Here is a 14,879-nt window from a genome sequence, read left to right as displayed (position 1 = left end):
AAACATGAAATTTACTTGCAAGCTGCATAAAAACTGCCAGCAGATAAATTTCTGCTGGTAGGAAAAATTTATATTTTTTCAATTGTCTACTTGACGGGGAGCAGTTCAAGGGCTGTCGTACGACAGCCCTTTTAATTTACGTGGCAACGAGCCAAAGTCCGTGCTTGCACGAGACCTTGGCGACTGCCGCGATAACTTGAGAAACTCGCGGAGCGTGTTTCTCATAGTTGGTAAGAGCATTAGGACAGAATATCATGCAATATGACAGAAAGAAGAGTCCATCCTTTTCTCAAGCAATCCATTTTCAGTAATTGTTTTATAAACAGCATCTGCAAGTGCTGCATGACCGGATTCATCCAGATGCTCCCGGTCAATTTCACTTGGAAGAGCAATTTTTGAAGCGTCCAGAAAACCGGCGTGATAATGAGTAGCAACTTTCCGATATTCCTGTGCAAGCTGTCTGGAAACCTGTTCAGACGCAAGATCGAATTCAGAATCAAAGCCGTCATCTCCGACTCCATTGCCAAGATGGATCGGAGAGATGATCAAGAGTTCAAAGGCTGAGAACTATATTTCTTTGCCTTTTCAATAACCTGAATCAATCCTTTGGCAATCGTTTTGGAAGAAGCATTAAAGCGCGTTTTACAGTCATTTGTTCCTAACATGAGAATCAGAAGATCTATAGGATTGTGAGTCTCTATTGTGATTCCAATCTGGTCTAATCCGCGGCGGCCTTCGCGAAAAGCGTCCGAAAAAATAGTTGTGCGGCCGCACAATCCTTCTTCGATAATGCGATGTCCGTTGCCGAATTTCTTCTGAAGCAGGCAGGTCCATCTTGTTTTTTCATCAAAGCGTCCGATTCCATCCGGGCGGTATCCGTAAGTATTCGAATCTCCAAAGCATAAGATATTCATAAGCAAATTCCTCACTCAAACAAATAACATATTAAACAAGTATGAAAAGTATGATAAAGCATTTCAATGAGAAAGTCAATAGAAAAACCAAATAAACATATAAAAATAGTAGGAAAATAGAAGACGATAGGGGGATGCTCGGGATAGTGGTGTGTGAACAGTAATTATTGTTCATCGATGAGATGTCACAGGCAGGAAGTAAGCATTGTTTTTGAGAAAATAATTTTGTATAATGAAGTGCAAAGCTGGTTACGATAAGATATAGCAGCAAGAATGTCGAGGCATTCTTGAATATACGACTTGGGAAGTGAAAGACAAACTATGAAATGTAAAAGGATAAAGAAGTTAACGGCAGGAATTATATTTCTTGCGGCAGTTGGAAGTCTGAGTGGCTGTCAGAAAGCAGCGACAGCAGAGAATCTGTTCCGCGATATTGAGGTTAATATGACATCAGTAGAATCGGCAGAAGAGAATCAGATCGTAAAACTGCAGATGGGGGATGGCGACAGTGCGATCAGCCAGGAGAGCAATCTGGATATCGAGATGATACGGGATCCGGCAGCAGTACACAGGAAAGGTCAGCAGAAGACGAATATGGCCGGAACGAAAGAGACACAGGAGATGGAATCTTATCAGGTGGAAGAAGACGGGAAGACGGTGATCTACAGTGGAACGGATGAAGCCTGGGAGAAGAACGCTGTTGAGGAGAAAGAGACATCTTCACAGCAGACTTTATTATTTGATGGACTTCAGAATCTGTCCGGAGCATTCACTGTTTCACAGGATCTTGCGACCGTGAATAAGGAAGAGTGCTTTGAGCTGATAGGAACGATCAGTGGAACACAGTTCCAGGAGACATTTGCAGATACGCTGAAAGCTTTACTCGGAGAAGATTCCTCTGATCTGTCAGGATGGAATCTACAGGCTTCCAAGGATGCGGAAAGCAACGTGGAGCTTCAGCAGAAATTGAACAATGTAAAAGTGGACTGTGTGATTGATATTTATAGAAGTAATATACTTCCGGCAAAGATTACCTTTGATTTGACAGATTATCTGAAGGCAGCAGGAGAAGAGAATGCACAGGTGACATCCTATACACTGGAAGTGACATTTGTGTCCTATAATGATACAAAGAAGATTAAAGTACCAAAGGCTGTAAAGGAATCTGCGAAGGATAACGGTGAGGACGAAGCGGAGAATAATACAGATGAAATGCTGGAAGAAGAGAATCAGGAAGCAACGGCAGAAGCAGAAGCCGCTAAGGGAATCCAGTCGGATATAGAAGGTGCTTCACCACAAAGCGAGGAACTTGGAGTAAACTGGAATTCTTATACTGTTCAGATTAACGGTAAGGTACTGACACTTCCGTGTACGATTGCAGACCTGGAAAGCACTGGACTTACGCTGGATGAAAAAAGCCTTCCGCAGGAGTATGAGATTGAAGCAGGAGATTATCAGAATGCCTGGTTTAAAGATGCTTCCAAGAATACGATCATGGTGGATCTGATCAATACGGGGAATGCTGTAAAAGAAGCGAAGGATTGTCTGGTCGGAGGAATCTATGTGGAACAGTATTCACTGAGAAACGAAGACCTGACAGTAATATTCCCGGGAGGAATCCAGTTGGGAACGGCAATTGATGTCGTTCAGGCATCGTATGGAGAAGCATCCCAACATACAGAATCCGAGCTTGTAAATGTATATAACTGGTATGAAGACGGAAGTTTTTATAATAGTTGCGAGATCGATACGAACAGCACGGATGGAACAGTGAGCATGATGGGAATCAGCAGGTTCGAAGTGAAAAACGGTGAGTAACTGTTACATTCTTGAATTGTGATGAAAAAAGGTGATGAAAAAAATAAAAGAAAATTTGTAAAAACACTTGCATTCCACAAAAACATATGATATTATATAAAACGGTCACGCAAGAATGTGATCGTTGAGGCCCCGTGGTCAAGCGGTTAAGACATCGCCCTTTCACGGCGGTAACACGGGTTCGATTCCCGTCGGGGTCATTTTACAGAAAGCATTGCTGGCTGTAATAAAATTTAAGATATGGCGCAGTAGCCAAGCGGTAAGGCGTGGGTCTGCAACACCCTGATTCACCGGTTCAAATCCGGTCTGCGCCTCTTAGAAAGTTTGGAAATGATTGTTTTCGGACTTTTTTCTTTATGTGAAAATAAGTATTTAGATACAACAAAATCCCCCATGAGAAGAAGTGAAGGTTCTGTCTTCCCATGGGGAATTTTGCGTGCAATATTATAGGGCTTATCAGTTAATAAACAAAACTTATGAATTCGCAAGTGCTGTCTGTTTTACATCCGGAATTGCAATCAAAATCGGATAAAGTACAGCAGAAAGGATCAGTCCACCGATTCCCTGGACCAGGTTCGCCGGAACGCTTGCGAATGCACCGGCTCCGTAGATAAAGTACTCGCACAGGCAGTAACCGCCGGCAACGAGAATGATATCAGCAACACCGCCGAGGATGACTGCTGTGTAACGGCTTTTGGAATTCTTACCTACTTTACGGTAAAGAAGGGCGGAGCAAAGGGATACCAGTCCTTTGATCACGAATGTGATCGGAACATAGACAAAATATCCTCCGAGCAGGTCTGCCATAGCAGATCCGATACCGCCTGCGAGGAATCCCCATGTAGGTCCGAGAACAACACCAGCAAGGATAACAATCGCATCACCCGGGTGAATATATCCGCTTGTTCCGGGAGTAGGAATCTTGATTGACATCGTAGCAACACAGGCAAGCGCTGCGAACAGTGCAGCCATGACAAGTTTCTTTAATGTTACTGTTGACTTAGAATTCATAACAAAAACCTCTTTCCTTTAAGATTTATCATACTATACAACAGAAGTGGACTATAAAAAAGAGCCACTTTTACAAAAATAAACCATACCAGTTTGAGCGGGAGACAAATTTATAAAATCTTAAGAAATGTAGAGAGTATGCTTTAAGATGTTGATGAAATAATAAAAAAAGGTTTACACTAGAAATGTTTGTATCTGTATGGTAACTTTATAGATACTTTGAAAGAAAGTATAGTTTACAACATATGAAAAAGGAGAACTTCAAAGATGGGATATCATTCAATTATATATATATTCCTATTTCTTCCGGTTTGTCTGTTGGCCTATCAGCTTGCACCGGAGAAATGGAGAGGAAGAGTCTTGCTTGCATTCAGCTGGATTTTCTTTTATCTGCTAAGTGGAAAATTGCTGGTTTATCTTTTGGGGACAACGCTTCTGACCCATTGTATTGGCATCTGGCTGACTTTGCTCAAAACAGAAGAAGCAAAAGCCGTGGAAGGTATGGATCGGAAACAAAAGAAAGTAATTAAAGCAGAGTATCAGAAAAAGGGAAGAAGAGTATTAATACTGGGAATCTTGATTTTACTCGGAGTTCTTGGTTATTTAAAATATTTTGATTTCTTTACGACAAACTTGAGTTATTTATTCGGACATCCGGTTTTGGAAGGATGGAGACCGGAAAAGCTATTAATGCCAATTGGAATTTCATTTTATACATTGCAGGCAATTGGTTATATGACAGATGTGTACTGGGGAACCATCCAGGCAGAGACAGAAATCTGGAGAACCGCATTGTTTCTCGGATTCTTCCCACAGATCATGGAGGGACCAATCGCAAGATATTCAGATGTGGCAGATACTTTGTATACAGGAAAGCCATTGGAATATAGAAATGTGGTCGATGGTTATGTAAGAATCTTCTGGGGACTCTTTAAAAAGATGGTGATAGCAGACCGTATGGCACTGATGGTAAATCAGGTGTTTGACCATTATGCAGACTATCATGGAGCAGTGATTCTTGCGGCAGCGATCGGTTATGTGATTCAGCTTTATATGGAATTCTCCGGTTGTATGGATATCATTATAGGAAGTGGAAAGCTGTTTGGTATCTGCCTTCCGGAAAACTTCCGACAGCCGTTCTGTGCGAAGAATCCTTCGGAATTCTGGCGCAGATGGCATATTACACTCGGCGCGTGGTTCAAGGCATATATTTTCTATCCGGTATCGGTATCCGGATTGGTTAAGAAATGGAACCAGTATGGAAGAAAGCATTGCGGAAAGCATATTACAAGACTGGTGACTTCTGCAATCGCCCTGTTCCCAGTGTGGGTTGCGAACGGAGTCTGGCATGGCGCACAGTGGAACTATATTTTCTATGGAATGTATTATTTTGTATTGATCATGCTTGGGATTGCTGTGGAGCCGGTTCGAGACCATATTTTAGAAGCGTGTCATATTGATCCGGAGACGAAAATCTGGAGAACAATCCAGATTGCAAAGACATGGGTGATTATTGTAGTTGGAGAGTTATTTTTCCGTGCAAATGGATTGAAGGCCGGATGGTATATGTTCTGTAGTATGATAAAGAATTTTGATGTGGGACAATTAACGGATGGGACACTGTATACACTTGGACTTGAGCGGGCAGATTATCTGGCAGTAATTGTAGGTTGTCTGATCGTGGGAGTGATAGGTTCTATGAAAGAGCGCGGAATCTCTGTACAGAAGAAAATGGGAGAACTGGCTGTACCGGTGCGCTGGGGATTGTATTATGCCTTAGTTATAGGGATTTTGATCTTCGCAGCGTATGGGGATGGATATCAGATTCAGGATCTGATCTATGCTGGTTTCTGAGGTGAGAAGAATGAGTAAGATAAAAAGAGGAATTCTCTTTATTGTAATACTGGCAGTATTTTTGGTGACAAGTTCTGTCGGGATGGAATATTATGTGGTGCATCAGCTGAATGGAGAAGTGACCGGAAGAAACCGCCCATTTGCGGCTCTTACAGTTGAGCCGGAAGATACATTGGATCTGCTGGTGGCCGGTGATAGTGAAAGCTATAATTCCGTGTCTACAATGCGGTTGTGGGAAGATCAGGGAATCGCAGCTTATGATTGTGGGCAGGGAGCACAGAGAATACCGGAAACTTATTATATGTTAAAACAGGGATTTAAAGGACAGTCTCCTAAAATAGTTATGCTCGAGACAAATACCTTGTTCCGTGACATCGGTGCAGTGAAAAGTACGCAGGCAATTTTAGAACAGATGGGTCAATATTATCTTCCGGTGTTTCGTTATCATAATCTATGGAAGACAGCGGTGGATGAGCCGAAAATACATACGAATTACAAGGGGTTTGTGATTCGAGATGAGGTTGCCCCATATGAAGGCAAACCGGATTATATGAAGAAAAAGAAAAAATGTGAAACAATGCCAAAGTATGTTAAAATCTATTTGGAGAAAATTGAAGAACTGTGTGAGAAGAATAACGCGCAGTTATTGCTTGTCAGTATGCCGTCACCGAAGAATTGGAATCATAAACGTCATGCGGAGATGCAGCAATACGCAGATGAAAAAGGAATTGCATATCTTGATTTGAATGAGAAGGTAGAAGAACTGGGTTTGAATTGGGCGGAAGATACACAGGATAAAGGGGATCACCTGAATGTTTATGGGGCAGAGAAGGTGACTTCATATCTTGGGAATTATTTAGAAGATAATTATGAGTTGGAAGATCATAGAAATGATCCGGCTTATGAAGCATGGAATCAGCTGGCGGAACAGTACGAGCAAAATCTTGCAAAGACACGAGGAGAAATAGAAGTGACAAAAGAAACAGGTGTAGAAAAATGATAGCAAAAGAGAAGTTGAATATTTTATGGAGTCTGGAGCAGACAGCGGAAAAGTATGCAGACCGGGTTGCGGTTTCGGATGTGAATCAGGAGCTGACCTGGAAGGAACTTGTGAAGAAAGCTCAGGTAATAGGCGCAGAATTAAGTGAAAAAGTTCAACCGGGGAACCCGGTTCCGGTTCTTTTAGAGAAAAGTTCAGAAACACTGGCAGTGATGCTCGGCATCGTTTATGCAGGATGCTTTTATGTGCCGGTGAACCCGATGAATCCAACAGAACGTCTGAGAAAGATTATGGAGAAACTGGATCCTGAAGTGATTATTTCCGATGAAAAAGGGAAGGAACAGCTGGCAGCTGTTGGAAATGGACTGGAAAATAAAGTGATGGGGCCGGAGGCACTTAAGACAGCAACAGGAACGGAATTGTCAGAAGAGCAGTACAGTAGACTGGAACAGATCCAGGGGCAGTGGAAAGAGACGGATGTTTTATACGGAATCTTTACATCCGGATCAACAGGAACACCGAAGGCAATCGTGGTAAGTCATGGAGCAGCCAGCCGGTTTATCCGTCATTTTACAGAAATCTTTGAGATTACATCAGCGGATGTAATTGGAAATCAGGCACCGTTTGATTTTGATGTGTCTGTGAAGGATATTTATTCCAGTATCATGACAGGGGCACAGCTTGTTTTGATACCGAAGGAATATTTTTCAACACCGCCGAGACTTCTGGATTATCTTTGCGATAAGAAAGTGACTAATCTGACCTGGGCTGTTTCGGCATTAACACTTGTGTCTGCGTTGAAAGGATTGAATTACAGAGTGCCGGAATCAGTAAAAAGGGTTATGTTCAGCGGAGAAGCAATGCCGCCAAAACAGCTGCGTATCTGGCAGGAAAAACTGCCTGAAGCAAAGTTTGTAAACTTATATGGACCAACAGAGATTACTTGCAACTGTACGTATTTTCCGATTGAGCGACAGTATGAGGACAGTGAGAAAATACCGGCCGGTAAGGCATTCCCGGGAAGAAGAGTAATCCTTGTAGACGAGGAAGGCAAACAGGTGACAGAACCTGGTGTACAGGGGGAAATCTGCTCGGCAGGAGAATCTCTGGCGAATGGCTATTATAAAGAACCTGAGCAGACAGCGGAGAAGTTTGTGCTGTATCCTGTAGATGGAACAGAACAGAGAATGTATCGAACCGGAGATCTTGGAAGTTATGACGAAGAAGGAAATATCGTATTTGCAGGAAGAAAAGATTTCCAGATCAAACATATGGGACACCGGATTGAGCTGGAGGAAATTGAGCGTTCTATGACAGCACTTGATGGAGTGGAGAAGAGCTGCTGTGTCTTTGATATGGAGAAAAATCGTATTATGGGATTTTATCTTGGAGAGAAAGCAGCCTCAGATGTCAGAAAACAGATGAAGGAAAAACTTCCGGTCTATATGGTTCCGACAAAATTGATTCAGGTAGATGAGATGCCGTTGAACAAGAATGGCAAGACAGACCGTAATTATTTTAAGAATTATGGAAAAAATAGAATGTGATGTCTTAAAATTAATCACAGGAAAAAGAATAAGGGGAAAGGATAAATGTTATGAGAGAAGAACTGTTTCAAGAGGCGTTTAGAAAGTATGGAACGCCCCTTTATGTGTTTGATCTGGATATCTTAAAAGAACAGACAGAACGTATTCGTGCTGGATTTGGTCCGGAGATCAACCTTTGTTATGCAATGAAGGCGAATCCATTTCTGACAGGATATATGGCTCAGTGGTCAGACCGAATCGAGGTCTGCTCTATGGGAGAATTCCGAATCTGCAGGAAACTGCAAGTTCCACCGGAAAAGTTGTTTATTTCAGGTGTTATGAAAAAACGAGATGATATTCGGGAGATACTTGCATATTGTGGAAATAGATGTGCATATACGGTTGAATCCCCACTGCATTTCCAATATTTTGTGGAATGGAGCGAGGAACATCCGGAGGATGGTATTCTCAGATTGTATCCGCGACTTACAAGTGGAAATCAGTTCGGAATGGACGAAGATACGGTATTAGAAATTCTGAAAAAGGCAAAGGAACTTCCGGGAATCGAGGCTGAGGGAATCCATTATTTCTCAGGAACACAGAAGAAGAATCTGAAGCGTCATCAGAAAGAACTGACATATCTGGATGAATTTTTAAAGAAGGCGGCAGAAGAACAGATTGATGTGAAATGTCTTGAATATGGCTCTGGAACGGCAGTTCCGTATTTCCGCGATAAAACGGCAGAGACCTTTGAGGAAACTGGTCTAAAGGGGCTTCAGGACGCTGTGAAGGCTATGCAGTGGAAGGGGCATGTAACAGTAGAGCTGGGGCGTGCGCTGGCTGCGATGTGTGGCTATTATTTGACCAAAGTGGAAGATACAAAGACAAGTGATGGAATTCATTATTGCATTGTTGATGGAGGCTGTCATCAGATTAATTACGACGGACAGATTAAGGGAATGTATGAGCCATATGTGAAGGTACTTCCGAAAGAAGTTTCAATGAAGGATGCGGAAGACTCTGAGGACAAGAATACAGAGGATAAGACATGGAAAGTCTGTGGATCTTTATGTACATTGAATGATGTTCTATGCAATGAAATTACCTTGAGAGGTTTGGAAAAAGGCAGTATCCTTGTGTTTGAGAGAACCGGTGCATATTCAGCGATGGAAGGAATGGCATTATTCTTGAGTCATGAACTTCCGGGAGTTGTACTTTACAGTGAGGAAGAAGGATGGATCCAGGCAAGAGTACAGCAGGAAACTTATGAATTGAATATGGTAGAACAGTTGTCATAAAAAGATATTTGTGATATAACGTAGGATATAATGAAATTTAAAATAATAGAAAAAGAGGAAGAAAAAATGGAAGAATTATTAGAGATTTTAAATGAGATTGATGATAGTATTGACTATGAGAACGAGACAGCTCTGATCGATGATCAGCTTCTTGATTCTTTCGCGATCATCACACTTGTATCAGAGCTGGAGGATGCATTTGATATCAGCATTGAAGCCTCTGAGATGATGCCGGTGAACTTCAATTCAGCAAAGGCGATCTGGGCAATGGTACAGAGACTTCAGGAAGATTAAGATTTCAAAAGTCTGTCAATGATCCGGGAGGCTTCGCTTCTTGTCAGCGTAGCTGTATCCCAGTCAGGTATCAGTTCTTTCTGTTCCGTCAGACGTTCTAAGAGTGCAATCTGCTTTGGTGTGGCAGGCTGCACTTTTTTAATTTTATATTGAAGTTGAAGAGGCTGGAACACTTTCGGATCCTGTGGCTCAAAATAGTGTGCCAGTGTCTGATAAAGCTTTGCGGTTGCGAGTGCATCATAGTATGCGCGGTGAGCAGCAGGATTCTCAATATGATAATAGTCGCATAACGCACCGAGACTTTTAGACTCAAAGTCTTTATGTACTTTGCGGGCAATTTTTAAAGTATCGATCCCCATTTTTTCAAATGTAAGACCTTCTCTGACTGCACTGCATTTTACAAAGCTATAGTCAAACATGACGTTGTGTCCGATCAGCACGTCATCTTCACAAAAGGAGAGAAAATCGTGGATGACTTCCGGGCAGGATCTTGCTCCTGCAACCATATCATTTGTGATATGTGTGATGTTGGTGATCATCGGTGTGATCGGTTTGTCTGGATGGACGAATTCCATAAAACGGTCAACGACCTTTCCTTCCCGGACTTTGAGGGCACCAATCTCTATAATTTCATGTTCCTGAGGACTTAGCCCGGTTGTCTCCAGGTCAAATGCAATATATGATTTCAGCATAGAATGCTCCTTATCTGTAATGTTAATAACTTAATATCACTATACTAACATTACAGATAAGAGAAAGCAAATTTTATAAAAATGATTCTAATTCTCGTATCATTTCTTCTTCTGTTTTGATAATTTTTCTTGCCAGCGCATCGGCAGATTTGTCAGCCCTGTTCAATGTATTGGCACGTTCTCCGAGTGTTTTAATTCCCATGCTGCATCCATCAATCAGAAGTTTTGCAATTTCGGAGTTATCATCATTCAGATTCAGTTTAAGTTCTGTGCTGAACCAGGAAAATGCGGAAGCCATCATTCCCGGAGCTTTAACTTCATTTCCCGAATCAATCAGGTGGTCTTTTGCATTACCGCCTAATCGAGAATGACGATCAATGTATTTTTCAATTAATTGGAATAAGGTTGTATCTTGGGTGAAATCTTTGATTTGCTGCATACTTTCGATTGCCATCTGACATCCTGTGTTGCATTCTTCATATAGTTTTCGTGTTTGTTCATCCATGATGAAATCCTCCTTTTTATGGTGTGTTATTTGTTACGAAATAATATCAAAGATGGAATACGTGCATCAGTTATAAGAAAAGAATGTGGGTTTCTTTATATAGAATGTGGATAAAATACAAAATTATACGGTATTTTGTGAAAAACATAACGGTAAAGGACTTTTCTAAGAATATTTGTTGTGCTAAACTAAAAAAAGAGTTTAACAGAAAGGAAAAATGTACTCATGTTAAAGGGAAAAACTGTACTTCTTGGAGTGACAGGAAGTATTGCAGCATATAAAATTGCGTCACTTGCAAGTGCGCTGAAGAAATTGCATGCAGATGTGCATGTGCTTATGACAGAAAATGCGACAAATTTTATTAATCCGATCACATTTGAGACACTGACAGGAAATAAGTGTCTTGTAGATACATTTGACCGGAATTTTCAATATAGTGTAGAACATGTATCATTAGCGAAGAAAGCGGACGTAGTTATGTTGGCACCGGCAAGTGCGAATGTGATCGGGAAGATTGCTCATGGCATTGCGGATGACATGCTGACAACAACAATCATGGCGTGCAAATGTAAGAAGATCGTTGCTCCTGCAATGAATACGAATATGTTTGAGAATCCAATCGTTCAGGATAACCTGAAGGTACTGGAGCATTATGATTATGAAGTGATCAGCCCGGCGGTTGGTTATCTTGCCTGTGGAGATACAGGAGCAGGGAAAATGCCGGAACCGGAGCTTTTGCTTGAATATATTTTGCGGGAGATCGCAAGAGAAAAGGATATGAAAGGACTGCGTGTTCTGGTTACAGCAGGTCCTACACAGGAGTCCATTGATCCTGTCCGTTATATTACAAATCATTCTACAGGAAAGATGGGATATGCGATTGCAAAGGTATGTATGCAGCGTGGAGCGGATGTTACACTTGTTACAGGACCGACTTCTATTGAGAAGCCACAGTTTGTAAATGTTGTTCCAATCACAACGGCGAGAGAAATGTTTGAAGAGGTGACAGGACGGGCCGAAGAACAGGATATTATTATCAAGGCGGCAGCAGTTGCGGATTATAGACCTCGCTATGTCAGTGATGAGAAAGTGAAGAAAAAGGACGATGATCTGGCACTTGAGATGGAACGCACAGATGATATTCTGGCATATCTTGGCACTCATAAAACGGAAGGTCAGTTCCTCTGTGGATTTTCTATGGAAACAGAAAATATGCTCGAAAATTCCAGAAAGAAGCTGAAGAAAAAGAACCTGGATATGATTGTGGCGAACAGTCTGAAAATGGAAGGCGCCGGGTTTGGCGGAAATACGAATGTGGTCACAGTGATCACAGAAGACTTTGAAAAAGAGCTTGGAAAGCTGACAAAGGAGGAGACGGCGGATCGGATCCTTGATCAGATTCTGGTGAGGAGAGGGGAAAATTAGAAGATGATACTGACAATAGATATTGGAAACACAAACATTGTGCTGGGCTGTATTGATGGAGACAAAACTCTTTTTGTAGAACGTCTGTCAACAGTTCGCACAAAGACAGAGTTAGAGTATGCAATCGATATTAAGAATGTACTTGATATTTATCATATTCATAGAGATGAAATAGAAGGCGGAATCATTTCTTCTGTCGTGCCGCAGATTACAACCATCGTGAAGCTGGCGGTAGAGAAGATCCTGAAGAAGAATGTTCTTGTTGTAGGAGCAGGAATCAAGACCGGATTGAATATCCGGATGGATAACCCGGCGCAGCTGGGAAGTGACCTGGTGGTGAATGCGGTGGCAGGAATTGCAGAGTATCCGGTACCGCTTCTGATCTTTGATCTTGGTACGGCGAATACGGTTTCTGTGATTGATAAGAACAAGAATTACATCGGAGGTATGATTTATCCGGGAATTGGAGTCTCTCTTGATTCTCTGACAGCTCATGCATCTCAGCTTGGCGGAATCAGTATTGAAGCACCGGAGCATATGATTGGAAAGAATACTACAGAGTGTATGAAGAGTGGTCTGATCTACAGTAGCGCTGCCGCAATGGATGGAATTATTGATCGTCTGCAGGAGCAGCTTGGCGGAGAGGCAACTGTGATCGCGACAGGCGGACTGGCGAAGAAGATTGTTCCTCATTGTAGAAGAGAGATTATCCTGGACGATGATCTGCTTCTGAAAGGACTTGCAATTATTTACAAAAAGAACCGTAAGTAAAAGATGACGCAAATAAAAATGTAAATCAAATTTGAGTATAAACTGAAAAACCGGAAAGTAAAAGAATTTAAATTTATCTTTTACTTTCCGGTTTTTATGTATATGTATTTACATAAATTATATATGTCTTTTTGACTATCTTTTTATATCTTCTTAAATGTCCGCAAAGCCTTATTTTATCGGCTCTACGGGCATTTTGCTTTTGTGGTAAACCTCACATATCTAGGTCTATCTTCCTATATTTTCTCTATCAAACGTGGTTAAAATCGTGGTAAATACTTTTATGCGATTAGACGCTGAACCTCTGATTTTGCGGTATCTATGGACGCATGAGCATACCAGTTCATTGTGATACTGATGTTTGAATGCCCCATGATATACTGTAAATCTTTTGGGTTCATGTTCTTGCTTGCCAGCCTTGTGCAGAATGTATGGCGTAGCGTATGCGGTGTGATATGTGGCAAGGGATTGTCCTTGTGGTGCTTGTTGTATTTCTTTATCATACGGACAAATAAGGCGTTGTAATCAATCGCAACTTTGGGCTTGCCTTTATGATTGACAAATAGGAAATTGCTCCGTCCGTCTATCACAAATGGTTCTGCCTTTGGGTGTTTCTTCATAACCCGTTGAAATGCCTGTATTGTTTCTCTGCTTAATGGCACTTGCCTTATTCCGCTCTTTGTTTTAGGCGTTTCAATATAATAGCCCTGTTCCTTGCTCTTTAGTAACTGGTGGTCGATAATCACAACTTCATTCTTAAAATCAATATCGGCTACTGTCAGTCCGCACAGTTCCGAGATACGAAGTCCTGTCTTTAACAGTATCAGCACATCATCATAATACTTGTGATACACATTGTCCGTCTTGATGAATGAGAGTAAGGCTTGTTCCTGTTCCTCTGTCAATGCGACTTTCTCTTTGGTATCATTTTCTAGGACTTCACTTAACTTGAAATCAAAAGGGTTTTTCCTTACACAATCGTCTTGTATGGCGATATAGAATGACGCTTTTAACGAGCGTTTATGGTTGTTAATGGTGTTATAGGAAAAGCCTTTGTCTTTCATGCGTAACGCCCATTCCTTAGCGTCAGAGGGTTTTATCGTATCAATGCTCCTAGCACCTAACTTATCCTCTTTCAATAACCGCATGAGTTGTTCCCGTTGTTTCATTGTGCTTTTCTTCACATTTGCCCTTTGTGCGTTCTGTTTGGCATAGAGTTGACAAAGTGTCATTTTCTTGCCTGTGCTGTCGATACCGTCCTCAATATCCCGTCTTATCTGCTGTTCCAGTTCACGAAGTGAGAGTTTTTCCCGTTTTCCCTTTGGTGTCGGGTCTGTGGGTGTCAATCTCCAAGCATACACATATTTTGTGTTTCCAAATGCGTCCACATATTTATATAAGTATTTTCCGTCTGTTCGTTGGCTCTCTCCAGTATGCAGGATACGTCCTTTGTTATCCCGTCTTTTTTCTTTCATGGTGTCTGCTCCTTTCCTTGTTGGAAAGAACCTTGATATGACTTGTGTTCATCATAACACATACAAGGCTCATTTGCATTAGATTGCGTCCAATTTATCAATAACCTGTTCAAACTGTCGGCGTTTAATCTGTATGCGGTTGCCATTCATAATGAGCCAGCCAGCGTCCTTGTTTTCCTCTGCCAATCGTCTTAACTTGTTTTCTCCGATACGGAAATACTTTGACGCTTCTTCAATGGTAAGGGTGTATTTTTCCCATACGGGAATATCGTTGTTATTCATCAGATACCCCCTTT

General features: G+C 41.6%; 15 protein-coding genes and 2 tRNA genes. 10 read left to right on the top strand and 7 right to left on the bottom strand.

Annotated elements, in window-relative coordinates; genetic code table 11:
• Window positions 1-252 precede the first annotated feature (252 nt).
• Window positions 253-549 carry an SGNH/GDSL hydrolase family protein gene (locus DXB52_RS17375; protein WP_472520153.1) on the bottom strand — a complete coding sequence of 99 codons (297 nt, stop codon included), beginning with the start codon at window positions 547-549 and terminating at the stop codon, window positions 253-255.
• Window positions 546-914, bottom strand: coding sequence for a GDSL-type esterase/lipase family protein (locus DXB52_RS17370; RefSeq protein ID WP_472520151.1), 369 nt, complete (start codon window positions 912-914; stop codon window positions 546-548). Before DXB52_RS17370 ends, DXB52_RS17375 begins: the two co-directional genes overlap by 4 nt.
• Before the next feature lie 321 nt (window positions 915-1,235).
• Between DXB52_RS17370 and DXB52_RS12855 the strand changes: the two genes are divergently transcribed.
• From DXB52_RS12855 to DXB52_RS12845, 3 genes are all read left to right on the top strand, one after another.
• Window positions 1,236-2,732 (top strand): DUF6612 family protein, encoded by a 1,497-nt coding sequence (locus tag DXB52_RS12855; protein WP_118107647.1) that lies wholly within the window; start codon window positions 1,236-1,238, stop codon window positions 2,730-2,732.
• 128 nt (window positions 2,733-2,860) lie between these two features.
• Window positions 2,861-2,932: transfer RNA gene (locus DXB52_RS12850), tRNA-Glu, on the top strand.
• 42 nt (window positions 2,933-2,974) lie between these two features.
• Window positions 2,975-3,046 (top strand) — tRNA-Cys (locus DXB52_RS12845).
• 160 nt (window positions 3,047-3,206) lie between these two features.
• Here the strand turns inward: DXB52_RS12845 and DXB52_RS12840 are convergent.
• Window positions 3,207-3,743 (bottom strand): ECF transporter S component, encoded by a 537-nt coding sequence (locus tag DXB52_RS12840; protein WP_118107644.1) that lies wholly within the window; start codon window positions 3,741-3,743, stop codon window positions 3,207-3,209.
• Window positions 3,744-4,010: 267 nt separating this feature from the next.
• On the opposite strand from DXB52_RS12840, the gene DXB52_RS12835 reads away from it, so the two are divergent.
• The 5 genes from DXB52_RS12835 to DXB52_RS12815 all read left to right on the top strand — a co-directional run bounded on the left by DXB52_RS12835 (window position 4,011) and on the right by DXB52_RS12815 (window position 9,715).
• On the top strand, window positions 4,011-5,597 hold the full coding sequence (locus DXB52_RS12835; protein ID WP_015527748.1) for an MBOAT family O-acyltransferase: 1,587 nt from the start codon (window positions 4,011-4,013) through the stop codon (window positions 5,595-5,597).
• A 10-nt stretch (window positions 5,598-5,607) separates the two neighbouring features.
• Window positions 5,608-6,597: an SGNH/GDSL hydrolase family protein gene (locus tag DXB52_RS12830; RefSeq protein WP_147322140.1), complete on the top strand. Its 990-nt coding sequence runs from the start codon at window positions 5,608-5,610 to the stop codon at window positions 6,595-6,597.
• The gene (locus tag DXB52_RS12825) at window positions 6,594-8,144 is read left to right on the top strand and encodes an amino acid adenylation domain-containing protein (protein ID WP_118107642.1); all 1,551 of its coding nucleotides are present in this window, start codon (window positions 6,594-6,596) and stop codon (window positions 8,142-8,144) included. The genes DXB52_RS12830 and DXB52_RS12825 overlap by 4 nt, the downstream gene beginning before the upstream one ends.
• Before the next feature lie 50 nt (window positions 8,145-8,194).
• Window positions 8,195-9,421 carry a hypothetical protein gene (locus DXB52_RS12820; protein ID WP_118107640.1) on the top strand — a complete coding sequence of 409 codons (1,227 nt, stop codon included), beginning with the start codon at window positions 8,195-8,197 and terminating at the stop codon, window positions 9,419-9,421.
• 66 nt (window positions 9,422-9,487) lie between these two features.
• On the top strand, window positions 9,488-9,715 hold the full coding sequence (locus DXB52_RS12815; RefSeq protein WP_015527752.1) for a phosphopantetheine-binding protein: 228 nt from the start codon (window positions 9,488-9,490) through the stop codon (window positions 9,713-9,715).
• Here DXB52_RS12815 and DXB52_RS12810 read toward each other — a convergent pair.
• Both DXB52_RS12810 and DXB52_RS12805 read right to left on the bottom strand, forming a co-directional pair.
• Window positions 9,712-10,407, bottom strand: a complete 696-nt coding sequence (locus tag DXB52_RS12810) for a 3'-5' exonuclease (RefSeq protein ID WP_055171422.1) — start codon at window positions 10,405-10,407, stop codon at window positions 9,712-9,714. The genes DXB52_RS12815 and DXB52_RS12810 overlap by 4 nt on opposite strands.
• 73 nt (window positions 10,408-10,480) lie before the next feature.
• Window positions 10,481-10,912, bottom strand: a complete 432-nt coding sequence (locus DXB52_RS12805; protein WP_118107638.1) for a hypothetical protein — start codon at window positions 10,910-10,912, stop codon at window positions 10,481-10,483.
• 225 nt (window positions 10,913-11,137) lie between these two features.
• Between DXB52_RS12805 and coaBC the strand changes: the two genes are divergently transcribed.
• Complete coding sequence (gene coaBC / locus DXB52_RS12800) at window positions 11,138-12,337, top strand: bifunctional phosphopantothenoylcysteine decarboxylase/phosphopantothenate--cysteine ligase CoaBC (protein ID WP_118107636.1); 1,200 nt, start codon at window positions 11,138-11,140, stop codon at window positions 12,335-12,337.
• Between the two features lie 3 nt (window positions 12,338-12,340).
• Window positions 12,341-13,108: a type III pantothenate kinase gene (locus DXB52_RS12795; RefSeq protein WP_117498288.1), complete on the top strand. Its 768-nt coding sequence runs from the start codon at window positions 12,341-12,343 to the stop codon at window positions 13,106-13,108.
• 281 nt (window positions 13,109-13,389) lie between these two features.
• On the opposite strand, the gene DXB52_RS12785 is transcribed toward DXB52_RS12795, so the two are convergent.
• The gene (locus tag DXB52_RS12785; RefSeq protein ID WP_021425046.1) at window positions 13,390-14,583 is read right to left on the bottom strand and encodes a tyrosine-type recombinase/integrase; all 1,194 of its coding nucleotides are present in this window, start codon (window positions 14,581-14,583) and stop codon (window positions 13,390-13,392) included.
• A gap of 78 nt (window positions 14,584-14,661) precedes the next feature.
• The coding region (locus tag DXB52_RS12780; RefSeq protein ID WP_472520145.1) for an excisionase at window positions 14,662-14,879 on the bottom strand (218 nt) is incomplete at its 5' end.

Source organism: Ruminococcus sp. OM04-4AA, from assembly GCF_003462585.1.
GTDB lineage: Bacteria > Bacillota > Clostridia > Lachnospirales > Lachnospiraceae > Mediterraneibacter > Mediterraneibacter faecis.
This window is presented reverse-complemented; position numbering and strand designations above follow the sequence as displayed.